Source organism: Bacillus sp. ISL-57, from assembly GCF_018613135.1.
GTDB lineage: Bacteria > Bacillota > Bacilli > Bacillales > DSM-1321 > Peribacillus > Peribacillus frigoritolerans.
Genome location: NZ_JAGGQV010000005.1, coordinates 1 through 24,218, shown reverse-complemented (window position 1 = coordinate 24,218; position 24,218 = coordinate 1). Strand labels below are relative to the sequence as shown.

The following is a 24,218-nucleotide window of genomic DNA, read 5'->3' as shown; positions in this document are numbered from 1 at the left end:
GTAAGGTATGTTTGATTTGATTTGGATAGTTGTCGCCATTGTTGCAGTTTTACTTATCGCACTTATTGCTGTCTTTGTTACGAAATATCGCACGGCTGGTCCTGATGAGGCATTGATCGTGACCGGAAGCTACTTAGGAAGCAAAAATGTTCACATCGACGAATCAGGAAATAAAATTAAAATCGTCCGCGGCGGGGGGGCTTTCGTTCTCCCGGTATTCCAGCAAGCGGAACCACTGAGCTTATTGTCTAGCAAGCTTGAGGTTTCAACTCCGGAAGTATATACGGAACAGGGAGTTCCTGTCATGGCAGATGGTGTATCAATCATCAAGATTGGCGGTTCAATCACCGATATAGCCACAGCGGCAGAGCAGTTCCTTGGTAAATCAAAAGATGACCGTGAACAGGAAGCTCGGGAAGTATTGGAAGGGCATCTTCGCTCCATCCTTGGTTCGATGACCGTCGAGGAAATTTATAAAAACCGTGAAAAGTTTTCCCAGGAAGTACAGAGGGTTGCCTCGCAGGATTTGGCTAAAATGGGACTCATTATCGTATCGTTCACGATTAAAGATGTTCGGGATAAAAATGGCTATCTTGAATCGCTCGGAAAGCCAAGGATTGCACAGGTAAAGAGGGATGCCGATATAGCTACCGCCGATGCAGAGAAAGAAACGCGAATCAAGCGAGCCGAAGCTTCTAAGGAAGCGCAGCGTGCCGAACTTGAAAGGGCAACAGAAATAGCCGAAGCCGAAAAAATCAACAAGCTAAAGGTTGCGGAATTCCGTCGCGAGCAGGATATTGCCAAGGCACGGGCTGACCAGGCTTACGATCTTGAAACCGCCAGGTCTAAACAGGACGTAACCGAACAGGAAATGCAAATCAGGATCATCGAACGGCAAAAGCAAATTGAGCTGGAGGAAAAAGAAATCCTTCGCCGTGAAAAGCAATATGATTCGGAAGTGAAGAAAAAGGCCGATGCCGACCGTTATGCGGTAGAGCAGGCAGCCTCCGCCAACAAGATGAAACAGATTACAGAAGCGGATGCCGATAAGTATAAAATTGAAGCCATGGCGAAAGCGGAAGCGGAACGCGTTCGTATGGATGGTCTCGCTAAAGCGGACGCCCAAAGGGCACAAGGTACGACAGAAGCGGAAATCATCAGGTTAAAAGGGGTAGCGGAGGCAGAAGCCAAGCAGAAGATAGCTGAAGCATTTGAACAGTTTGGGCAAGCCGCCGTAATGGACATGATTTTGAAAATGCTGCCGGAATATGCAAAACAAGTGGCAAGCCCGCTTAGTAATATAGACAAGATCACTGTAGTGGACACAGGTGGGAGCGGTGCGAATGGCGGGGCTAATAAAGTGACTGGGTATGCAACGGATTTAATGGCATCCTTGCAGGAGTCATTAAAAGCATCTTCGGGAATTGATGTCAAAGACTTGCTTGAGAATTTCTCGGGAAAACGAAATTTACCATTCACCACCATCAGCCAGGAAAATGTCGAAGCGAGCATGAATATGGCAGCAAGTAAGGAAGAGTAACAGGGGAAAATTTAAGGGAGGTAAGAGCTACTTGTATGCTCTTACCTTTTTTGAATAGTTTGGCTTATAAAAGGGATGATCAGTTTATCTAACAAATATGTCGTTATACGCTGTTTTCTAGTAATTCATCATCCTTTGTTTTTGTTGGGGATAATGAAAGCAATTAAAGTAAATTATTTGTCAAACTCATGAGAATATTTTATTTCCTATACTAAAGGGGCAAAAAGAACTTTTAATTCCTATTATGATAGGGCTTCTTATGAAGCACCTATAGTTAGTGGAATAGTGAGATTTCACCCTTGTCAAAAGCCAGTTGCTGTTCTCGAAAAAATAATTGCAACCCATTTCTAATAAAGGTGAAACAGTATTAATTGGTAATATTTCTTTTTTTATTTTTATCGTTTCATAAGGTAAGAATACTCTTTGCAATGAGATACAATAAATAAAAGCCTCTAAGATGAACCTAGAGGCTTTTATTCTCTATTTATTACCGTAACAGAGAATAAAATGGGATGCATTTAATTATATAATATATAATGTGATTGCGAAGTTTAAATATCTATAACGTCTCACTTATTTGGAGTAGCCTCATAATTCATAGATGATTAGGATATTGAGATTCTATGTTTCTAACAGGTCATATTTGCACCAGAACCTTTTAGCTTGGGTTTACAGATTCTATCTGGGAAATAACTAACATCCTAATTGTTTCACGTAATTAATAATTACCTTTTAGGAACTGATCTTTCAAATGGTTTAAGAATGTTTTAGTAGATTTCGTAATCATTCTTTCTTTCAATCTTACCCATCCTATGGATGTTGATGTATTGGAATATTGCAATAAATCAATTGGGATAATTTTCCCGGATGATATATAAGGATTGTTTCTTAAGAATATGTCAGAAGTAGCGGAAATGACTAAACCTTCTGCAACAAATTGTCTAATCAAATTAACGTTATTTGTAACACACAATACATTCATTTTCCCGTAATTTTTTAAAAAATTATGCATTTCCTCTCTCATTTCCTTTGAATCATATAAAATGATAGACTGATTGAGCAAATTTTGGGGCGTCAAGTAATCTTTAGAAGCCAATGGGGAGTCTTTACTTACACATATTTTCGCTTTACTATTTAATAATACCTCAGAATCTAATTCCTCATCCTCTATTATCTGTTTAGTGATATACGTAAGCCCAATATCAACCGATTTTTTTTTGATTTTTTCAATAATGATATGTGAAGGAGCTTCTTTTATTTCAATTTGGATGTGTGGGTTGTCCTCTTTAAAGGACGACAGGCTTTTAAATATAGATTCTATAAGAAGTGGATATACAGATATTTTCAGATCTTCAAGCGCTTGACTCGATTGTATTTTTGCTGTTTTCCTGAATTCTTGAAGTTTTATTATTACCTCATACGCTTTTTCAATTACAGTTTTTCCTTCCTCAGTTGGCAAAGCCCCTGACCGTGACCGGTTAAATATTTTGATCCCTAATTCCTCTTCAAGTTTTCCGATTGATTTACTGATACCGGATTGGGTTACATGAAGGTTTTCTGCAGCAACAGAAAATGAACCGGTTTCTGATATTTCTACGATATATTCCAATTGCTCAATATGCATGGATCATTCCCCGTATCCTTCTATATATTTTATTATGAATCCTTGTCCCCAAAAGTAAATCCTGTTCAATACAGAATCATCTTCTCCATGTGCCCTTTTTAAAAATGTCCTTTACAAAGGGTACACTTTAAATATCTGGCAGATCTTATAATATGAAATGGTGCGTTTCTTCAACAATGCAACCATAGATTATTCGTATCCCTAAGTCCATTAAAATGCCAAAAATCCTTAATTTTTGATCGAAAGCAAGGTGTTTTTTTATGTTTAATAGTCGCAGCTTACTCTTGCGATGAATGAGAGCCTGGATCCTAAATTGAGGAGGAAACCAAGAGCTTTGGGGGATCGCAAAAAATGGTGCAGAAGGAACTTATGACCAACTCACCCATTACTTGCTTTCTATATATGATTGTTAGTCATGTTTATCATGATTAATAGCTATTTTATCAGAATGAAATTAATTGGTACACTATATTTGTGAATATATTGAATATTCCAAAAAAATATAAAGAATAGGAGGTTTTCACTACCAATATAATATTTGTTTTTCCGATGCTTACAGTAATGATGTGCAGTTTGTTCGGTAGAAGTATAAGTTAAGAGAGAAAAAGACTGTAAATAAATGGAAAGAGGGGAATGGAAATGAAATTTGCAAACAACGTACTACCGTCTAATTATGTTGACCCGAAGGAGTTGCCTTGGGTTCCGACTGGATTAGGTGGTATGGAAACAAAATTATGTAAGGTAAACCCAATAACAGGTCAATATATTGTGCTCACCAAAAGCCCTGGGGGTGACCAAGACGTGCCTGCCCACCTTCATCATGGCCCAATAATTGTCTATACTATTCAAGGTAAATGGAAGTATGTTGAAGAGGAATGGGTATCAGGACCAGGGGACGTGGTATTTGAACCAGCTGGTTCACTGCATAGGCCAGTGGCTATATCTCAAGATGAAGATATCATGACATTTGTTGTCATTGATGGCGCACTTGAGTTTAAAGATGAAAACGGCAACACCTTATTTATCAGCAATTGGCAAACGTCATTGGAGAAATATCACCAATATTGTGCTGAAAACGGTATCGAACCGGTTGATGTAACAAGATTTTAATTCAATCCATATTCATTACTAGGATGCTAGTGTCTTTCATCTCATAGGGCAATCGTCCAAATAGTAGATGGTCTGAAATAACAGTCGATGAGGTCGTTCATAGGGAGAAATACTCCATTTATAATACAACAAAGTTGGTAATAATACACGATTTTTGAAGGCTATATATCATGCCTTCAAAAATCGTGTACAAGAAGTGCGAGATGAGTACTCAGCTATATATGTGAAAATATTAATTCAATTATATCGTATCAGTACCATTGTATTAATTAAATCAGAGGACGTGAAACACTGGGAATGTTCCATATAGACAATAGAAAAGGTCAGGCGATTCCTTTCCGAATCTAATATAAAGAACTATACATTAGGACAAGAATATACTACTTTCATTTGGTAAATAGGTTTCACTTGTAAATCTTCAAAAATAGTCATAACAAGTGTAAACAGGAACCTTGAAAAGGATGAAAGAGGAGATTGAAAGTATGGAATATATGAATATAACCATTGCTGGTAGTGGTGTTTTAGGAAGTCAGATTGCCTTTCAAACTGCGTTTAAGGGATTCAATGTAACAGTATATGATATTGATGATGAAGCTTTAGAACGTGCAAAGGTAAGAATCAGAAATTTAGAACTGCGTTATCAAGAAGATTTAGGAGCTTTAGAGGAAGAAGTGAATTCGGCTTATAATCGCATTTCTTTTTGCAGTGTTTTATCGAAAGCTGTGTCCAATGCTGACCTCTTGATTGAAGCCATTTCTGAAGTAGTTCAAATTAAAGTTGATTTTTATAAGGAGTTAGGGAAAGTAGCACCTGAGAAGACCACATTTGTGACAAACTCCTCTACATTATTACCAAGCCAATTTGCGGAAGCGACAGGACGCCCAGAAAGATTTCTGGCTTTACATTTTGCAAATGAAATTTGGAAAAACAATACGGCAGAAATCATGAAACACAAGGAAACCGACATGAAAGTGTTTGATGAAGTGATTGAATTTGCAAAAACGATTGGTATGGTGGCTATACCCCTATACAAAGAACAGCCAGGATATATTCTAAATACTTTATTAAGTCCGTTTTTAGAGGCTGCTACGTATTTGGTGATGAAAGGGATTGCTGATCCAGAAACTGTTGATAAGACTTGGATGATAGCTTCTGGTTCTCCTATAGGGCCGTTTGGTGCTTATGATGTTATTGGTTTTAATACTCCATACAATGCCCTTCTTGAAAAAGCAAAAGCTGGTGATAATCAAGCTGCTGAAGTTGCTGAGTGGTTAAAAACAGAGTTTATCGATAAAGGGAAATTTGGAAGAGAATCAGGAGAAGGATTCTACAAATATCCTAACCCTAATTACATGAAACCAGATTTTTTAAAAAGTTAAATAGTAGAGTTATTTATATACTGACTAATCAGCATTGGTATATTAGTGAAGTTGTCTGTACTGTGGAAACTTCCATAATTCTAGGTAGATACCCTCTGAATGGAATGTACACTTCATTCTTAGTATGAGTGATATATTTTAACTCCCTTCTCGGAAAATCTGTCATCGCTATCCTATGATGCCTTAGCCCGATTAAGTCAGCAGGCTGGCAGTGGCGAATATGACCCGGTAATACCGAACGGGATTGTACAACATCGATGGTGGGTGGTCTCAGCGATTGCCGGTGTAGAACTGTTTGAAAGAGTAAAGAAAGAGAGTTGTTCCATGGAAGAGGTGGCTGATGTCATGGATACTTCACCCAGGTGGTATCAATTGTGTTGGAGTAAAGATCGCAACATAGCTGCAAGTATGCTCCGTCGTGCAGAAGCGGCCGGTTATTCCGCTTGTTGTTACACTAGATACCCCGATGATGGCATGGCGAGAGTTCGATCTTGCAAATATGTATCATCCATTCTCGTTTGGAGAAGGACTCGGTAACTATTTGAATGATCCTGCTTTTTGTGCAAAGTTACTGAAACCGCCTAAAGAAGATATGAGTGGTGCCATTTCCCTTTGGTCGCAGATATTTGGAGATACCAGTCTGACATGGGAAGACTTAAAGTTTCTCCGTGATCACACGAAATTACCAATCTTATTGAAAGGAATTCTTCACTCTGGAGACGCAGAACTGGCGTTAAACTACGGCGTGGATGGTTTAATCGTATCTAACCATGGTGGGAGGCAGGTGGATGGGGCGATAGCGGCACTGAATGCGCTGCCAAAAGTGTGTGACGTTGCCCAGGGAAAAGTTCCTGTACTGTTTGACAGTGGCATTAGACGCGGTGCAGATGTAGTAAAGGCATTGGCTCTCGGGGCGTCTGCTGTTCTCCTGGGAAGACCTTATGACTATGGATTGGCATTAGCAGTTGAACAAGGTGTCCAAAAGGTTATTCGGAATCTCATCGCTGATATGGATTTAACAATAGCCCTTTCCGGCAGAAAATCTGTGGTGGAACTTGACCGAACCCTTTTGGTAGAGGCCAAAAATTAAGGAGGATAGATAAAATATGGTAACAAAAAATTTAAAAGAACCACCGACTTTCAGTTCTGTTGAAGAAGAAAGGAAACATATCAAACAACGTCTTGCAGCTGCTTTTCGCTTGTTCTCCAAATTTGGATTTGATGAAGGCGTAGCCGGTCATATCACGGCAAGAGATCCGGGAGAAAAAGATTGTTTCTGGGTGAACCCGTTCGGCATGCACTTTAGCCAAATCAAGGCTTCTGATCTGATTCTGGTTAATCACAATGGTGATGTGGTAGAAGGGGAGAGGCCTGTTAATCGGGCAGCGTTCACTATTCACTCCCAAGTACATTCTACACGTCCGGATATTATCGCTGCGGCCCATTCGCATTCCGTATACGGGAAAACGTGGTCGACCCTGGGACGTTTGCTCGACCCCATCACGCAGGATGCCTGTGCTTTTTACAAGGATCATTCGGTGTTTGATGATTACACAGGTGTGGTCCATGACCTTGAAGAAGGAAGACGTATAGGCAAAGCGCTTGGGCCTCATAAAGCGGTCATCTTGCGTAACCATGGTTTACTCACTGTTGGGAAAACGGTAGATGAGTGTGCATGGTGGTTCATCACGATGGAACGTTCCTGTCAAGCGCAACTAATGGCTGAATCAGTCGGTAATCCTGTGCTCATTGACGAACATCATGCAGAGCGTACAAGTAACTATGTCGGATCTCCGCAAACGGGTTGGTTTCAGTTCCAGCCTTTATGGAGTCGAATTGTCAAAGAACAGCCTGATTTATTGGAATAGCCATTTCTTAAGTTGTTGTGAGTTCACTCACAAATGTCGGAGTCTTCGCCGCCCACTTCTTTGTCTTTTATTTTGATATTTTCACCGGTATTACACCTCCAGTGTCTATTACATCTTATATCACAGCAGGTATCGCTAAACTATAAAGGAGAGATGCTCTGTGACTGAAAGTCAAGTCTCATTTGAAAATCGTACGATGAAAAAGGTGATGAGAAGAATTATTCCGTTTGTTTTTATTTTGTATGTCATCGCCTTCCTTGACCGGGTCAATTTGGGGTATGCAGCCTTAGAGATGAATAAAGACCTTGCTTTAGCAGCCGAAGTGTTTGGACTTGTATCGGGTATTTTTTTCATCGGATATTTTCTGTTTGAAGTGCCGAGCAATATTTTGATGGACCGCATCGGGGCAAGAATTTGGCTGGCAAGAATTTTGATAACCTGGGGTTTGATCGTTGTTTTGACCGGTTGGGTGCAATCCGCTGCTCATCTGTATATTTTACGTTTTTTATTGGGGGCTGCTGAGGCAGGGGCTTTTCCTGGGATCCTTCTGTATCTTACTTATTGGTTTAGAAGCAAGGAACGGGCCCGGGCAGTCGCCCTGTTTACCATGTCTGTCCCTGTAGCAGGAATCATTAGCGCTCCGGTTTCCACTTGGATTCTTGACAATATCACCTGGTTCGGCATGACAGGATGGAGATGGATATTTATTGTAGAAGGAATCCCTGCTGTTATTCTCGGAATCGTTACCTTATTTTATTTAACTGACCGTCCGAAAGATGCAAAATGGCTTACAGAAGAAGAGAAAACTTGGCTGGAGGGCGAACTGAAAGCTGAACATGAGGCAAAGGTCAAGGTGAACAACTACTCAAAGAAGGAAGTATTTAAAAATGCTGATGTATGGATGCTGGGATTCGCCTACTTTACGTCGCTGGTAGGAATGTATGCATTAAGTTTCTGGATGCCGTCTATTATAGATTCGCTATCTGGGACGTTGTCTAATACATTGATCGGTTTATTAGCGATGATTCCATTTATTGCAGGGGTTATTGCAATGGTATTATGGGCTCGTCATTCGGATAAGAAGGGTGAAAGATGGATCCACACGATAGCAGGGTCTATTTTTGCCGCAGCAGGTTTTATCGGATGTGCATTAACTGACAATCCATATATCGCAGTTGCTATGTTTACGATTGCATCAATGGGTATCTTTGCAGGTGCAGGACCCTTCTGGTCACTTCCGAGTTTATTTCTTACAGAAACATCAGCTGCAGTCGGCATTGCCATTATAAATTCTGTAGGTAACTTAGGTGGTTTAGTAGGGGCTGCTTTGCTTGGTTTTTTTGGATTCAGCACCGGATTATTATTGACGAGCACATTGTTTGTAGTTGGTGTCACATTAATATTAATAGTAAAAAAACGGCAATCTCAATTCCAACCATCTTTGGATGCGAAAGGGGAATCAGTGTAGTTTAAGGCCATTCGCGGCTCTCGTAATTAGAGAGGAAATAAGCTAATATTTGTGAGACCCTGCCGCACAGAATCCATGATACAAAAAACAGAATAAGAATCTCGAAGCCAAGTGGTGGTGTGTGAAAGATCAGTAATCCACAACTTAGAAATCACCGACAAGTCTTTGCGTACAAGTGTAAGAGCACCTCAAGAATAATGCGTTTGGAGTTGTTGCGAATGGCGGGGCTAATAAAGTGACTGGGTATGCAACGGATTTAATGGCATCCTTGCAGGAGTCATTAAAAGCATCTTCGGGAATTGATGTCAAAGACTTGCTTGAGAATTTCTCGGGAAAACGAAATTTACCATTCACCACCATCAGCCAGGAGAATGTCAAAGCGAGCATGAATATGGCAGCAAGTAAGGAAGAGTAACAGGGGAAAATTTAAGGGAGGTAAGAGCTACTTGTATGCTCTTACCTTTTTTGAATAGTTTGGCTTATAAAAGGGATGATCAGTTTATCTAACAAATATGTCGTTATACGCTGTTTTCTAGTAATTCATCATCCTTTGTTTTTGTTGGGGATAAATGAAAGCAATTAAATTAATTTATTTGTCAAAGTCAAAAGCCAGTTATAGTCATAAAATCCATACAATAATAAAGGTGAAACTAAATTAGATTGTTTTATGGGTTAAGGGTAAACAGGACAAGCAGCTAAAAATCTAAATCGGAACTTCATTGGTCGAATTAGATAATACCTATTAAAAAAAGTTTCGGAAGCTTTGCAAAATGATAGCGTAAGTTAAAAAGGTTTTTGCTTTATAGGCTGGCCGATAAAAAGAAGAGAGCATCTGTAAACTACACAGGTGCCCTCCTGATTTTCTCCAAGATCCATTATTAATCTAGTAATTCTGTACAACTAATCTACCGGACGGTCATCAAAATCATAGTCTACCGTGCCAGGAGCTACACGTGCATTTGTTAATGCCGGAGTTTCCGGACGGGCAATTTGATACACACTGGCACCGACAATTTCAGCTGATTGCTGCAATTTTTCTTTCGATATCTTATCCAGTGTATCTGTAGGCTGGTGATACCAAGGCTCTACAGGGGAATGAATAAACAAGGCGGATGGAATGCCAAGTTCATGGAATGGTTGGTGGTCACTCCTGCCCAGCTGTCCATAAGGAATCGCAACATCCATCGTTCTGGCCCCTGCTGAGGAACCCAGGTCCGTCACAAGGTTTTTCATTCCATCAATGGTATACATAATCAAACCACCTGCAGGATTATCCTCGCCAGCATCACGTCCGCCTATCATATCCATTTGGAAGTGAGCCACCATGCGGTCAACATCCTCTTTGGGAAGGGAATCAGCATAGAAGGATGATCCAACGAGCCCTCTTTCCTCAGATCCGAACGTGAGGAAGCGAATTTCAGTGTCAATTGGCGTTTTGGCCAGGATCCTTGCCAGTTCCAGCACAGCTGATACACCCGAAGCATCATCGTTTGCACCAGGGCCGCCCGGGACAGAATCATGATGGGCTCCCACAGTCACGATTTGACCATTATCCTTATTGGCTTTTGGTTTTAGGGAAGCGATGACATTGTAGGATGTCTTTTCGATTCTTTCAGCTTTTCCCACTTCCAGAGTGGACGTGATTTGTTTAGTTTTAAGCTGTTCGACCAACTCTAACCCTTGGGCTTGGGTAATGGCTACAGCAGGTATATTTTGCCCCGCTGATACTTGTCCGAAATTATTTCCTGATGGTGAGTTGTTGTACATTAAAACGCCAACCGCTCCTTTATTTAAGACATTCTGAACCTTTTCAACAAAGGTAATGTCCCCACGTTCAACTAGTGCAATTTTCCCGGATACATTTTCTCCAACTTCCTCTGGCTTTGCTTTTCCGACATTAACAAGTTCGGCCGTTACCTTCCCGCTGATACTGCCGCTAAGGGCACGCGGTGTTCCTCCTAAATCACTTTCACCAATTTTCACTTTTACATTTTGCACCGTATCATAGATGGGAAAAGGCTGAATCTTTGTTTCAAAACCAAGACTTTTAAACTGACTTTCTATGTATTTGACTGCACGGAGCTCCCCTTCTGTACCAGCAGCCCTCGGTTGCTCTGATAGATAGGCAATCGTATTATACATATTGTCCGCACTAATTTTTTTGATAACTTTGTTATCAAAAGCTGTGTCAGACTGGGCATTTATTGCTCCGTTTGTTTGTGCAAATACTGTACCAGTAGATAGAACCATACCCGCAGCTAATAGTACTGTTAGTGATTTTCTATACATATAATCCCTCCTTATTCATAATCTTCCTAATTATGCATTTAACTGAATAATTTGTAAATGAGGCATTAGTCTTTAAATTCCGAATATCAATCGGTATCTGACACCCGCTTTCCCTTAAGATTATGCCGCAAAGAAAAAGCGATCCTTCTTAATGAAGAATTGCATCACGTATTCAAGCCATCAATAAATTGTATTGTAAAAAAATGATCAAACATTCAAATCTATCAATCTCTTTTAAACCTAACTTTTGAAAAGCAATACCGTTTAGTCCAAATGACAATTTGAAAAATATAGGAAGTTTAATTCTTTCTAGACTAGAAAATCTATGAATGATCTTGGAATGACTTTGGATATATCATGAAAGAAATCAGCCCGTTTTGTCGATAAGGGAGTGCGCCAATAAGACGCGGATATTATACGTTAAGTAATTTTCAGTCTAAAAGTCAATTCACTTAATATCCATTTTTTTATTACTGATTTTACTATTTCCTAGGCTATTTGATTTTCCTAAAATATTCTAATGTTCAAACTTTCACAAATTGTTCACAACAACAATGAAAACGCTTACTGTTTTCATTGTATAATATATATATCCTAATTGATTTCATAGTTTTGCACCACTTATCATACAATTTTAATAAATAATTGAATCGACAGAAAGGAGATAATCAGTTGATCTTGAAATCGTTGAAAAAAAAGGGTATAACAACCATTATTTATAATAAAGAAGGAGTATTAAAAACATGCAAGGGACAATTGCATAAACTTAACCTTAATGAACAAACCCTTTCCTTAAAGGATGAAAATCAAAAGATTTTCTCTATTCGTTTATCTCGTATTATGGAAATATATTAATTTAATTGCTTTCATTTAATATATTAAAATTACAATATATTTATTAATCCCGAATCTCTAGTTTATTACTAGAGGTTCTTTTTTCATATATGGAAAGCTTGTCAGTTTAGCATTCCTGTAGTTAGTAATTTTTCAGTTTTGAAAAAAATGGGGATCCTCATTTCCGGATTGATAAATATAGTTTTTATACTTTATAGATGGCCAGTATCCTTCGTGTGGAATTCCTCAATATGGTGTTCGTAAGAAAGTTTGGGTGCGATTAACTATGGAATGTATGAAAAAACTAATTTTTATAAGAGATAATTTTAGGTTTAGTTTCCCCAGGAAATAATCTTCATTAATGTCAAGTTTTTTATAATCACCTAAATCAAACCCAATTTACTCCACAAGAGCAGTGTAGTTGGGTTTCTTTATTTTTAAATTGTACAGCTTCAGTAATAATGGATGTCAGATAGAGATTACGTACGTCCAATATAAGTAAAAAAAGTGAATAAATAGGGTTCCCTAATATTTAACAATCAAAGAATCGTTAAAATTAACGAAACGGCAGAAGACGCTTAATTGTTTCATTATACATTAAAGTGGTAAATATAAATTATGAAACTAGCAGGGAGGTATTAAAATGAGAGTTCTAGTAATAGGAACAGAGGACATGACCGGAGAGCACGTTGTAAAACAGCTGGCAGACAGGCACCATAGCCCGGTAGCACTGGTGGGAGCAGAAAATAAAGTAGAGGAAATGGTTAAACTTGGAGCAAGAGATGTAGTTTCTTTGGAAAGTAGGGATTTTTCCAGTGCTTTTTCGGGCTGTGAAGCAGTAATCTACCTGAGTGGCGCCAGTCCTCGGACGGGGGAGGGCAAACCAATACTGGTTGACCATCAGTCAATAATGGACTCAGTTGAGGCTGCTAAGAAACATGGGGTGAAGCGCTTTGTTCTGATGAACACCATGCGAGCAAAAGAAGTGGAGAGCTTAGATTCTAGTACAAGCGATGTCAAGTACCATTCGGAAGAGCTATTAAGACAGGAAAAGCTTACATATACGGTTATACGGACAAGTATGCCTGTGGATAAGCCGGGAATAGGTAAAGTAGAAGCTGGACCATCAATTGTGCATGACAAAGGCGAGATACCAAAAGAGGATATTGCTTCTGTATTGGTCAAAGCGCTGGATACTAAAGAAGTATTTAATAAAACGTTCCATGTAACTTCTGGAGAAATTCTGATTAATGAAGCACTCCAAAGATTATAGATAACTCGAGTAACTTGCACAAAAAATAAGAAGCAAAGGGTGATAAAATGTCCAAGTTAAAAAATTACCTTCCTACAGTTTTAAAAGGATCTGCCGTGTTAGGGACAGTTGCGGCCGCAGCGTACTTTTACCGAAAGGATGATACACAAAAACAACATTCAATCCTGAGGAATTTCCCCCTAATCGGCAGAATAAGATACATGACAGAGCAAATAGGACCTGAACTTAGGCAGTATTTATTTGAAAATAATAATGAAGGCACCCCTTTCTCAAGAAAGGAATTCGAGGATGTTGTAAAAGCAGGAAAATATAAGGAGCGTTTAATCGGATTTGGATCGGAACGTGACTTCAATGAGGCTGGATACTATATTCGAAATAGTATGTTTCCCAATCTTCGGGAAGAATTGAGAATAGATAATAGCCAAAAAATCAATACAAAGGTATATGAAGTAGATGAGGAAGGTCTATTGACCAGAAAGGAGAAGCGGGAAGATAGACAAATAGAACCGTACTTTTTACGAGACGAGGATGCTGTCATAATCGGAGGGGATACATGCCGGAATCCCTTTAAATTAAAGGGGCTCGTAGGACAATCTGCAATGAGCTACGGGGCACTCGGTGAGAATGCCATCACTGCACTGTCGAGAGGATTAGGGCTTGCAGGGGGAACATGGATGAATACTGGTGAAGGTGGTCTTTCCAAATATCATCTCTCCGGAAATCCTGACATCATGATGCAAATCGGTCCGGGACTGTTTGGAGTAAGGACACCAGGTGGGGAGTTCTCCTGGGAAGAATTCAAGAAGAAAAGTGAAATAGAACAAGTAAAGGCATTTGAAATTAAGCTGGCACAAGGTGCCAAAATCAGAGGAGGGCATATTGAAGGTCAAAAGGTGACAGAAGAAATTGCACAAATCCGCCTGGTAGAACCTGGCCAAACGATCAATAGCCCAAACCGGTTCTATGAATTCAAGAATTTTAATGAATTGTTCGAATTTGTGGAAAGAATGAGGGATGTAGGCGGAAAGCCCATCGGTATCAAAATTGTTGTAGGGGATCTTGATGCACTTGAGGAAATGACGAAAACCATGAAAGATACAGGTAAAGGGCCGGATTTTATCACGGTGGATGGCGGAGAAGGCGGAACTGGGGCAACCTATCAGGAGCTTGCAGATGCAGTCGGACTCCCAATTATGTCAGCCTTGCCAATCGTAGATGAGATGTTAAAAAAATATGGTGTACGTAACCGGGTCAAGCTGATTGCATCAGGCAAGCTGACTTCTCCAGATAAAGTGGCGGTCGCTTTAGCGATGGGGGCAGATTTAGTCAATATAGCCCGCGGTTTTATGATTAGCGTTGGCTGCATCATGGCTGAAATCTGTCATACAAATCATTGCCCTGCCGGAGTAGCCACAACTGATTCAAAGTTGCAGGAAGGTCTGGTCATTGAGGAAAAACAATACCGAGTCGCCAATTACGTTATATCCCTCCGAGAGGGGCTATTTAACCTTGCAGCTGCCGCAGGTATAGATACTCCGACCAAATTTGAACGAAAACACATCGTTCACAAGGATGAATGGGGAAGAGTTTCTCCTGTCAGGGACATCACCCTCACTCCCGAAAAAGTGGAGAAGTTAAGAAATAAGGAAAAAGTGGAGAAATAGAGTTGTTTTTTTAAAAAAAGGTTGAAGAAAAACGAAATTGCATGGCGGAATTTTTATTTTTATGATTAGTAGAAACTCGTCAAAAAGGTAAGCCTTTGCTCAATGCAGCAAAGGCTATTTAAGTGCGTTCGGCATTGATGCAATGTATATGGGCAAGTATCGAATCATGAAGGCATTAGTAATGATTGGTCTGGCTGGGGCAGAAGGAGAGAGCCGAGTCAGGCATTTCAAGATTAATCTTAACCGTAGGGGGAATTTGCTTTACGGCTTTAAGAATATAAGTATGTGGACGTTTCCCGAAAGCTTCCGATAGGTGACTGGCAGGAAGTCATCCGTTTGGCAGGTCAGAAAATGGGCTGGAAAGTCTTAATCGATTTTTATTTCAGAATAGAATAAAGTATAAATAGTTGAATATTACTGTTTCAAACACAGGGGTCATGAATAAAAATAAACAACCAAGGGAGAACCCTAATTGGTTGTTTATTTTTTATTTTGGCTCCTTTCGTAAAGATTGTTGTTTTTAATACGAAACTTTTTAAGATTGATTGGAGCGGAAGTGCGAGACTCCTGCGGGAGCAGCGGGACAGGTGAGACCCCACAGGCATTTACGCCGAGGAGGCTCACCGCCCGCCCCGCGGAAAGCGAGCATCTGGAGGGGAAATCAACCACACCGCACTACTTGGTAAATAGCAACAAAGTACGCGAAAACAGCCTTTATTTTTTAGTAGCTTCCTTGGTCGATATAACCTTTTTGTAAAAACTTTCTGTCTTTTTTGTACCCTATTCTGTCCAAGGTGAATGCAAAATACAATCACAGAAATTTTTATTTTTATATTCCGGTCTAAAATATTCAATAATATCTTCCTTCATATTGCCAAAAGTAGTTTCTGGCTTATGTTTAAAGCCCTCATAAAACGCTGGAATAATGTCCTTTTTGAAATTGTTGCGTGGGAAGGCTTTTATAATTTCTTCACGCAAGTCGTCAGGGAATTGTTCAAAGCCATCTCCCATCACATCTAAACCGACACCTGAAAAGAGTAGTGCCACTTCAGCTTCTTTATGTTCTGCAACGCCAGGTGTCGTATGTAATGCAATAGCATCCCATACAAGACGAATCGACTCATCTGGAATTTGATACTGTTGTAAAAAGCTCCTCGCTGCATTTGCACCGTCTACTTCAAATCGTAAATTTGGACTGCTGAACTTTTTTGTTAAACCCAAATCATGGAATAATGCACTAACATATAGCAGCTCTAAATCATGAGTCCGCTTCGTTTTTTTTCCGTTGACTGCACCAAATAAAAATACGCGATTTGAATGATTCCACAACAAGTCGTCCCCATGCTCGCGTAAAAGATCTGCTGCTTCTTTAGCCAATCGAGAATCTGGAATTTTAATACCTGCTACTTCTTGAAACATATGAAAATCCCCTTTACAATTTGATTATGAACTTGTTTTCATTGTAAAGAGGAATTTATCATTTATCCATCCAATCATTTCTATGATAATAATAGATAAAAACTATAATATAGAACTTTTTAAAGAAGCTATCTCATCTTTTTCTGTATGAAAACGCAGCCTTTCGATTTCACATAATAATAACTCTATATACTTACGTGCTGCATAATTGATAAAACGATTCTTTTTCATCACGAGATAGACAGATCTAGTCAAAGTTGGTTTTTCAATACGCTGGAAAAATAAATCCTCTGTATCATAAAACTCATATAATGTACGCGAAACAAAACTGCGGCCAACCCCATTTCGAACGAGCTTCAAGATAGATTCAATGCTAGACGTTTCGACGATAGGTTCTAACTGCCTGCCAACCTCAAGACTCGTTTTATCAAGTATTTTTCTGCATTGATGGATATTTGGAAATAAAATAAGCGGACTTTCTATAACATCGGAAAATGAAGCCTTCTGCTCTCCTGTACTTTGATTACTAATCAGGTAAAATTCTTCATCATACAACTTCGTCACCATCAACATATCCTCACGATTGAATTCAAAACCAATACCAAAATCAGCTTGATTCTCTAAAACAGCCTTTTCCACTTGATCCGTACTTTGAACAAGCACTTTTATGTTTGGATATAATTGGTTGAATTTAATGCACAAAGTGGATACCAGATCAGTTATTTCTCCTGGTAACACGGCAATTTTCAATTCCCCGATTTCTACTTTTGTAATTGCTCTAATTTGAGAAGATATACTTTGTAAGGAATTTTGAATATTCAATGCTTCTTGTTGTACGATTTCCCCCACCTTAGTAAGTTCAATCTTCTTCCCAATACGGTTAAATAGTGCATAGCCTACATCTTGTTCAAGCATTTTAATTTGATGGCTTAAAGTTGGTTGCGAAATTCCTAATTTTTCAGCTGCTTTTGTAAAATGTAGTTCTTTACTGACCATTAAGAAATATTCTAAATGTCTTATTTCGATACTATATCAATCCTTTCTAATGAAAATAATTAAATCTGTATGCTTCCAATAAAATAATCTAGTTATTAAGTTACTTTAGTTGAAGGCTGGAATAAAATTAAAAAACACTAATAGCTATCTATTATTTTGGTTCATAAATAACTTGCTATGATTGTGGATAACGGGTCTGGTTAAAGTGAAATCATGTCTAATTACTGAATAAAATTGAAGTCGTAATTAATTCACTAAATGTAAGTTTATATACGTCAAAGGTCTTCATTATATGAAGATTGTAATCACCATTGACATGTACAATTAATAATAATTGTATCTTTTTAGATGTCAAATTACATAATAGAATATCTCCTATAATACTTAAAATTTGAGATAGCCGAATATAAAGGCTTTATCGAGGAGGAGCTAATCATGTATATACCTAAACATTTTCAACTAAAGGATGAAGAAATAATTTATGACTTTATTGAAAAGTACAGCTTTGCCACTTTATTTTCTCAACACAATGGAGAACCATACGCTACCCATCTTCCACTCACATTAAATAAAGGTGAAAGTGCCTTATATGGTCATTTTGCCCGCCCAAACGAACAATGGAAGGATATAGAATACCAACAAGTTCTTGCAGTTTTCCAAGGTCCTCACTCTTATATATCTCCTTCTTGGTATGAAACAACGATGGCAGTTCCAACTTGGAATTATGTCTCTATCCATTTATATGGAAAGATGCAGATTGTCAAAGATCAAAAAGTCATATTCGATTCCTTGAATGATATGGTAAACAAATATGAAAGTACAGATAGCCCATACAATTTAATTGATGTGGATTCCAGATTTATCGAAGGAATGGGTAAAGGGATTGTAGCATTTAAAATAAAAATCACAAAAATTGAAGCGAAAGCTAAATTAAGTCAAAATCACCCTGTGGAACGTCAAGAATTAATTGTTAAGCATCTTGAAAACACTTCTCAACAAGATAATATACAAGTAGCATCTCTTATGAAGAAAAATCTACAAAAATAAAAGTTATTCGACTTTGTCTTGTTCAACTAATGTGGTAGATTTCTTTAAAAAATAAGCCTAATTTCAGATGGGAATTAGGCTAAAAAATACCCTCTAATTTATTTATGAAGAATAGAATACAGCTGCACTTAATGTCATCGCAATAAAAAATTAAGTGCACTTTGAAGATTATTTATCATTGCAGCACCAAACATTCAATTAAAACAGCTACAATCCGTTTGTTCAAAGAATGGTGGAGTTATTCTTTGAACCAAGCCTTCTTTAAGAGTTTCACACCCACATCAATTTCATTGTAAGAAAGATTACTGAAACCTAATTTAACCATTGGTCCGTCGGTGTTATTTTTAACGTAGTAGAGGGAAGTAGGATACACAGTAACTCCATGTAAGGAAGCTTGCTGAATTAACCATTCTTCTGAATGCTTCAGATGTACTTTGACTAATACGTACAAACCAGATTGTTCTCCAATAATGGATATATTTTGAGCGAATTGCTCTTTTAAAGCGGATACTAAGTGCTGCATTTTTCTTTTATAAACTAGGCGCATGCGTTTAATATGTCTACTCCATTCTCCCTCTTCCATAAATTTAGCCATTGTAAGCTGGCTAAGCAGGGATGTAGTAGCTTCAAAATGAAGAAACTGATTTTTATAACGATTTAAAAGTGGCTGTGGCAAGACCATATAACTTAAACGAATTCCTGGAAGAAAGGACTTCGAGAAATTCCCCAAATAAATGACTTTTGCTGAATCAATGGAGGCAAGAGCAGGGAATGGTTTTTGTGTATAGCGAAATTCACTATCATAATCGTCTTCGATAATGTATCCACGCATCTTGTTAACCCAATGAATAATCATTTGCCGTTGTTGGATAGACATGCTTACTCCAATTGGACTTTGATGGGAAGGAGTTACATAGATTAATCTTGATTTCATTTGTTCTAATTGTGAAAGTTCAGCACCTGTTTCATAAACCGGCAAAGTTTCAAACTTAAAGCGATGGAAATGAAAAGCTTCCCTAGCACCGTCGTAACCAGGGTCTTCAACTATAATACTCTGGAATTCATCCTTCAGTATATGTCCAAGGTATACAAGCATTTGTTGGGTACTGCTTCCGATAATAATTGCATTTGCATTTGTTTTCACGCCGCGTGATTGGAATAAATATGTGGAGATTTGTTCCCGCAGGCACTCTTCCCCAAATGGTTCCCCGTATCGAAAGCTATCCTGTAATGTTAATACTTGATTAGCAATTTTCCTCCAAATCTTCAGTGGGAAATGGGTTTGATCAACGGCATCTGCCCTGAAATTTACTACTGGAGGTCTCTTGGACTCAGTCTGCTTTTTATCATAAGAGATTAAGGGTTCCTGAAATAAACGGGGTTCTAACTCATTAGCAAAATAACCTTTTCTGCCCTCTCCGCGAATATACCCTTCAGCAACAAGTTGTTCATATGCAAGTAAAGTTGTATTGCGGCTTACATGTAAAGAATCTGCAAGTTGACGAATGGAGGGTAATTGCTCATTTGCCAGAATGTCTCCTTGTTCAATATATGATTTAAATTTCTCATAGATTTGTTTGTATTTTGGGGCGTTATCATTGAACGTAAAAATGGTATTATTCATTTGCATTCCCTCTGACATGTATTTTTGTTTATTATTGTACCTTTTTTTATGTCAACTTGTATAATAATATTTTTTTATCGAATAGTTATTTTTAAAATTCAAAACAAGTTGAAAGGAAGATTGCTGTGTACATTCCTAAGCAATATCGTATGAAAAATGAAGAAGCAGTTCAAATTATGAAGTCCAACCCGTTTGCCTTATTAGTTACTGTTAATGAACATCGTCCTTTGGCTACTCATATTCCTTTGGAAATTCGCGAAGACGAAGGAAAAATCTATGCGACTGGGCATATTGCATATGGAAACATGCAGAAAAAGACTTTAGTCAACAATAGTGATGTGTTACTGATTTTTCAAGGGCAGCACGCTTACATTTCATCAAGTTGGTATCAGTGCGAAGAGGTTCCTACATGGGACTATCTAGCTATACATGCGTATGGATCAGCGCGTTTAATCACTGAAGACGAGCTGATTTCCTCCTTGGATACTATGCTTAATCATTATGAGGGTCACCGGGAAAATGGCCGGACCTGGGAAACCTTTGATCCAGAGTTGATAAAGAGTGAAATGAAAGGAATAGTGGGCTTTGAAATTGAAATCACATCTATTCAAGCTGCAGCCAAAATGAGTCAAAATCGTAATGACACCGATTACAAAGCGATTATTACAGAGCTTGAAAAATCAAATGAACAAGGGGAAATTCAGGTTGCGCAATGGATGCGTGAGCAAAGGAAAGGGTTAATTGAATGATTGGCATATTACTAGGGTTTGCTGTGGCAAATGCAAAAATGGTGTTTATCATTTAGGTAAATACCATTCCTTACAGACAAGAGTTTATAAAACAGTTGGAACAGATTCCTTTTCTAAATGAGAAACAAATCGCCTCCTTGATGAAAGCGAACCTTAAAAAAGTGTAACCTTCCTTTCACCATCAAGGAGGAGCCCAATAAATCATGTGCCAAAATACAATAAGGAGTTGCTTTTTATGGAGTTTTCAAATATTTGGCTATTTGTACTTACTGCTGCTACGTTGTTAATAATACCTGGACCGGCTGTGTTGTATATTATGGCAAGAAGTATTGAACAAGGTAAGAAAGCGGGTATAGTATCAGTTCTTGGTGTATCTCTTGGTGGTTCTGTTCACGTTTTAGCTGGAGCGATTGGAGTTTCAGCGATTCTTATGACATCAGCGACAGCCTTTAATATCGTTAAATGCTTGGGTGCTGTTTATCTAATCTATCTCGGGTGCAGGACTTTATTTTCAACATCTGATCGAACGGCTTCAGCAATTCCAACAGCCCCTCGTAAACGGTCATTAAAGATATTTTACGAATCTGCGCTCGTAGAAGTAATGAATCCTAAGACAGCACTCTTCTTTTTAGCCTTCTTTCCGCAATTCATATCACCTTCGGCCGAATCAGTCACAATACAATTTTTATTTTTAGGAATTATATTTATTATCCTAGCTTTCATTAGTGATGGTCTTTATGCATTTCTTGCAGCAAGTATTAGAAAGCGGATCCTGGGTAGTGAAGTGAATTCTAGGTTGCAGAATCGAATAACTGGTTATTTATATATTGTTCTAGGGGTATTCTCCGCTTTTGCCAGCCCTTCCAAATCATAGAGTGTTTTGATGAAATTTATCGAGTTGCAACACAACAAAAATCGATTCTACTAAGATAATGGGTAAAATGAAATGGAAATATATTTTATGCCTAGATTTATCATTGAAAATGATTTTTGGTCGTTAGTCCCTCATGCAATTGCATGGTCTTACCTCTGTTTGTTGACAAAGGGGGTACTGAATTAAAAAATCTCTTAATGCATATCTTTCATCAAATCATAAAGGAAAGAGAAGTCAATGACAGCTTCAATTTTACGAACCAGGCCCAAAGGTGCAGAGAAGTAATTCATCATTTTTTGTTTTTAATGGGAATAATGAAAGTGAAATTTTGGGAGTGAGATTAGTGTTTATTTGATGCGGCATTTTAGTATTGAGGTACTGTCACATGCCCCGGCTTGATGGCATGTGAGGGTATACCTTTAACATCATTTCTCTTTTATTGTTGTATGAGTTTTTTTGTGCAACGGGTAGTTGAACATTAGCAGGAAACTGCAAGCTACAACTTGGATAACAGTCTAACATCAGTGAAAAAGGGAGCTTGTTTTAAAACAAGCTCCCACTTATAATAAAGTATTGGTTTTACAAGGTTGTGTTATTTTTTATTTCAGGAAATCCTCGGTCGAAATTACATTGGCATACATACCGTTAAGTGCGCTGACAAAGGAATAATGGACCTGTTCAGCTGGAACGACCTTATCTTTATAAGGTAAGTCTCTTGTCGCACATGCATCTTCAATAAGTGTAGTTTCAAAGCCTAGATCCACTGCAGCTCTGACTGTGGCATCAATGCACATATGCGTCATCATACCTACAATCACTAGCTTTGTTACTCCTTTTTCTTTTAATTTGCTTTCTAATTCAGTCTGTAAAAAGCTGTTGGGGAAATGTTTTACGATAATGCTTTCGTGTTCTAATGGTAGAACAGCTTCATTTAGTTTAACTCCATCCGTATTCGGAAGAAAAAAGCCTAACCCAGGATCACTAGCGATATGCTGGACATGAAAAATATTATCTTTGTTATTCTGCCTAAACCATTCAAGAACTTTAGCAGCATTAGCGGCTGCTTTTTCAGGGTTACTTAATTCCATCTTTCCTTTTGGAAAATAGTCATTTTGAATATCGACAATGATTAAAGCTGTGCTCATTATTTCCACCTCTTTAAAAAATTTTAGTACAATATAATGATAAATGATATATTGATTTCTATCGATACTTTGATGAATCACTTTTTTATCAAAGGATTTCATGGTGAAAGGAATTTATTATGGAACTTGATAACATTGATTTTCAAATCCTTCGGTTATTATCCGAAAATTCACGTATTCAATGGAAAGACTTAGGTGAACAAATTCATATGACGGGACAAGCAGTAGGAAACCGGATTAAAAAACTTGAGGAAAATGGAGTAATTAAAGCCTACTCACTAATAGTCGATGAAATGAAATTAGGACTTTCTTATACAGCACTTGTCATTATTTATATGAAAACAGCAAACCATGATTTGTTTATACGTTTTATTAATGATAGAAATGAGATAGTTGAAGCTCACCGAGTATCGGGAGAAGGTTGTTACCATTTAAAAATAAAAGTTAACTCTCAAGAACTATTGAATCTATTTCTTAATAAAATTCTCGATTATGGGAACTATTCTTTATATCTATCAATACAAGAGATTAAGCAACATAATCCGTTGACTGCCACAATATAATAAATATATTTTTATTCTTAAGAAGGTAATGTATCATGTATTCCCGATCATCCTGCATCGTTCCAAGTATGGAGATTTTCGACTGGTATAGTAGCAATGGGAATAGTCTTTTTAAATATCGTAGATCCGGAAGGGAAAAGTAAAACGTTAGATGATTATGCGCTTGCTGATGTTGGTGTTGGAATGGTTGAAATAGTAATTGTTAGTTCTGCTCCTGAATTGATGATGACGGACCAACATTGGTTGTTTACGTTAGTTACCGTAGTAGCAGGATCTGCTATCTTATTATTCCCAAAATTGCGAGGAATGTGGGTAAAACCAGGAATCCGCTAAATAGATATAGTGTAGGCTTAAACAAGGGGATAGATTGTTAAAGAAGATGGTCAATGAACTTAATCTGTCATGAAACCAAACCCGAAGGTGGAAGTTAATTAATGTATCGAGGAAATTAGTACTGTTCTTTTAATCCGGTTGCACAACATTTTGTTTTTTACTGGGTTAATCAAGTGAAACGATCGTACCTGTTCCATTTTGTTCATCCACGTGCTCAATGTGGTACTTTCCTCGTTGCGGGTTACGTTAGCCATAATTGTTGATTAAGCAATTTCTTCTGCTCGTTTAGCTACCCCATTTGGTTTGCAACAATTATAATATTTGTTCCAATTTCCTTAAGAATGTTTTATTAAAATAATCCAAGAGTCCTTACTTAACTAAGAGGTTGCTGTGGCAGCCTTTTTTGTATGAAAACACAA

At 38.1% G+C, this 24,218-nt stretch carries 19 protein-coding genes and 2 pseudogenes; 15 read left to right on the top strand and 6 right to left on the bottom strand.

The window, feature by feature from the left end; all coding sequences use genetic code 11:
- Positions 1-7 precede the first annotated feature (7 nt).
- The gene (locus J7I90_RS10810) at positions 8-1,540 is read left to right on the top strand and encodes a flotillin lipid rafts scaffold protein FloT (protein WP_048679968.1); all 1,533 of its coding nucleotides are present in this window, start codon (positions 8-10) and stop codon (positions 1,538-1,540) included.
- A gap of 718 nt (positions 1,541-2,258) precedes the next feature.
- Here J7I90_RS10810 and J7I90_RS10805 read toward each other — a convergent pair.
- Entirely contained in the window at positions 2,259-3,164 is a 906-nt protein-coding gene (locus J7I90_RS10805; RefSeq protein WP_214771410.1) for a LysR family transcriptional regulator, read from the bottom strand.
- A 639-nt stretch (positions 3,165-3,803) separates the two neighbouring features.
- On the opposite strand from J7I90_RS10805, the gene J7I90_RS10800 reads away from it, so the two are divergent.
- The 6 genes and pseudogenes from J7I90_RS10800 to J7I90_RS10775 form a co-directional block, all read left to right on the top strand.
- Entirely contained in the window at positions 3,804-4,274 is a 471-nt protein-coding gene (locus tag J7I90_RS10800; RefSeq protein WP_251025223.1) for a 2,4'-dihydroxyacetophenone dioxygenase family protein, read from the top strand.
- 482 nt (positions 4,275-4,756) lie between these two features.
- A complete protein-coding gene (locus J7I90_RS10795) occupies positions 4,757-5,653 on the top strand; it encodes a 3-hydroxyacyl-CoA dehydrogenase (RefSeq protein WP_214771404.1) in 897 nt (298 codons plus the stop codon).
- A 324-nt stretch (positions 5,654-5,977) separates the two neighbouring features.
- Positions 5,978-6,743: pseudogene (locus J7I90_RS10790) on the top strand (alpha-hydroxy-acid oxidizing protein).
- A 16-nt stretch (positions 6,744-6,759) separates the two neighbouring features.
- On the top strand, positions 6,760-7,521 hold the full coding sequence (locus tag J7I90_RS10785) for a class II aldolase/adducin family protein (protein WP_214771401.1): 762 nt from the start codon (positions 6,760-6,762) through the stop codon (positions 7,519-7,521).
- 160 nt (positions 7,522-7,681) lie between these two features.
- Positions 7,682-8,989, top strand: coding sequence for an MFS transporter (locus J7I90_RS10780; protein ID WP_264894889.1), 1,308 nt, complete (start codon positions 7,682-7,684; stop codon positions 8,987-8,989).
- A 217-nt stretch (positions 8,990-9,206) separates the two neighbouring features.
- Positions 9,207-9,404: pseudogene (locus J7I90_RS10775) on the top strand (flotillin family protein); the annotation flags it as partial.
- 485 nt (positions 9,405-9,889) lie between these two features.
- Here J7I90_RS10775 and J7I90_RS27770 read toward each other — a convergent pair.
- Positions 9,890-11,278: a M28 family peptidase gene (locus J7I90_RS27770; protein WP_214771399.1), complete on the bottom strand. Its 1,389-nt coding sequence runs from the start codon at positions 11,276-11,278 to the stop codon at positions 9,890-9,892.
- Between the two features lie 645 nt (positions 11,279-11,923).
- Here J7I90_RS27770 and J7I90_RS10765 point away from each other — a divergent pair.
- The 3 genes from J7I90_RS10765 to J7I90_RS10755 all read left to right on the top strand — a co-directional run bounded on the left by J7I90_RS10765 (position 11,924) and on the right by J7I90_RS10755 (position 15,049).
- A complete protein-coding gene (locus J7I90_RS10765; protein ID WP_396020159.1) occupies positions 11,924-12,133 on the top strand; it encodes a YolD-like family protein in 210 nt (69 codons plus the stop codon).
- Between the two features lie 622 nt (positions 12,134-12,755).
- Complete coding sequence (locus tag J7I90_RS10760) at positions 12,756-13,385, top strand: NAD(P)H-binding protein (protein ID WP_214771397.1); 630 nt, start codon at positions 12,756-12,758, stop codon at positions 13,383-13,385.
- A 47-nt stretch (positions 13,386-13,432) separates the two neighbouring features.
- Positions 13,433-15,049, top strand: coding sequence for an FMN-binding glutamate synthase family protein (locus tag J7I90_RS10755; protein WP_214771395.1), 1,617 nt, complete (start codon positions 13,433-13,435; stop codon positions 15,047-15,049).
- A 780-nt stretch (positions 15,050-15,829) separates the two neighbouring features.
- On the opposite strand, the gene J7I90_RS10750 is transcribed toward J7I90_RS10755, so the two are convergent.
- Positions 15,830-16,468: an HD domain-containing protein gene (locus J7I90_RS10750; protein ID WP_214771393.1), complete on the bottom strand. Its 639-nt coding sequence runs from the start codon at positions 16,466-16,468 to the stop codon at positions 15,830-15,832.
- A 102-nt stretch (positions 16,469-16,570) separates the two neighbouring features.
- The gene (locus J7I90_RS10745; protein WP_311315262.1) at positions 16,571-17,488 is read right to left on the bottom strand and encodes a LysR family transcriptional regulator; all 918 of its coding nucleotides are present in this window, start codon (positions 17,486-17,488) and stop codon (positions 16,571-16,573) included.
- 411 nt (positions 17,489-17,899) lie between these two features.
- Between J7I90_RS10745 and J7I90_RS10740 the strand changes: the two genes are divergently transcribed.
- Entirely contained in the window at positions 17,900-18,511 is a 612-nt protein-coding gene (locus J7I90_RS10740; protein ID WP_214771389.1) for an FMN-binding negative transcriptional regulator, read from the top strand.
- Between the two features lie 238 nt (positions 18,512-18,749).
- On the opposite strand, the gene pdxR is transcribed toward J7I90_RS10740, so the two are convergent.
- A complete protein-coding gene (gene pdxR, locus J7I90_RS10735; protein WP_214771386.1) occupies positions 18,750-20,135 on the bottom strand; it encodes a MocR-like pyridoxine biosynthesis transcription factor PdxR in 1,386 nt (461 codons plus the stop codon).
- A 125-nt stretch (positions 20,136-20,260) separates the two neighbouring features.
- Between pdxR and J7I90_RS10730 the strand changes: the two genes are divergently transcribed.
- Both J7I90_RS10730 and J7I90_RS10725 read left to right on the top strand, forming a co-directional pair.
- Positions 20,261-20,884: an FMN-binding negative transcriptional regulator gene (locus J7I90_RS10730; RefSeq protein ID WP_214771383.1), complete on the top strand. Its 624-nt coding sequence runs from the start codon at positions 20,261-20,263 to the stop codon at positions 20,882-20,884.
- Between the two features lie 235 nt (positions 20,885-21,119).
- Positions 21,120-21,758, top strand: coding sequence for a LysE family translocator (locus J7I90_RS10725; protein WP_214771380.1), 639 nt, complete (start codon positions 21,120-21,122; stop codon positions 21,756-21,758).
- Positions 21,759-22,357: 599 nt separating this feature from the next.
- Here J7I90_RS10725 and J7I90_RS10720 read toward each other — a convergent pair.
- Positions 22,358-22,903 (bottom strand): cysteine hydrolase family protein, encoded by a 546-nt coding sequence (locus J7I90_RS10720; RefSeq protein ID WP_214771484.1) that lies wholly within the window; start codon positions 22,901-22,903, stop codon positions 22,358-22,360.
- A gap of 119 nt (positions 22,904-23,022) precedes the next feature.
- On the opposite strand from J7I90_RS10720, the gene J7I90_RS10715 reads away from it, so the two are divergent.
- Both J7I90_RS10715 and J7I90_RS10710 read left to right on the top strand, forming a co-directional pair.
- Complete coding sequence (locus J7I90_RS10715) at positions 23,023-23,466, top strand: Lrp/AsnC family transcriptional regulator (RefSeq protein WP_214771377.1); 444 nt, start codon at positions 23,023-23,025, stop codon at positions 23,464-23,466.
- Between the two features lie 96 nt (positions 23,467-23,562).
- Positions 23,563-23,799 carry a hypothetical protein gene (locus J7I90_RS10710; RefSeq protein ID WP_214771374.1) on the top strand — a complete coding sequence of 79 codons (237 nt, stop codon included), beginning with the start codon at positions 23,563-23,565 and terminating at the stop codon, positions 23,797-23,799.
- The last annotated feature ends 419 nt before the right edge of the window (positions 23,800-24,218 follow it).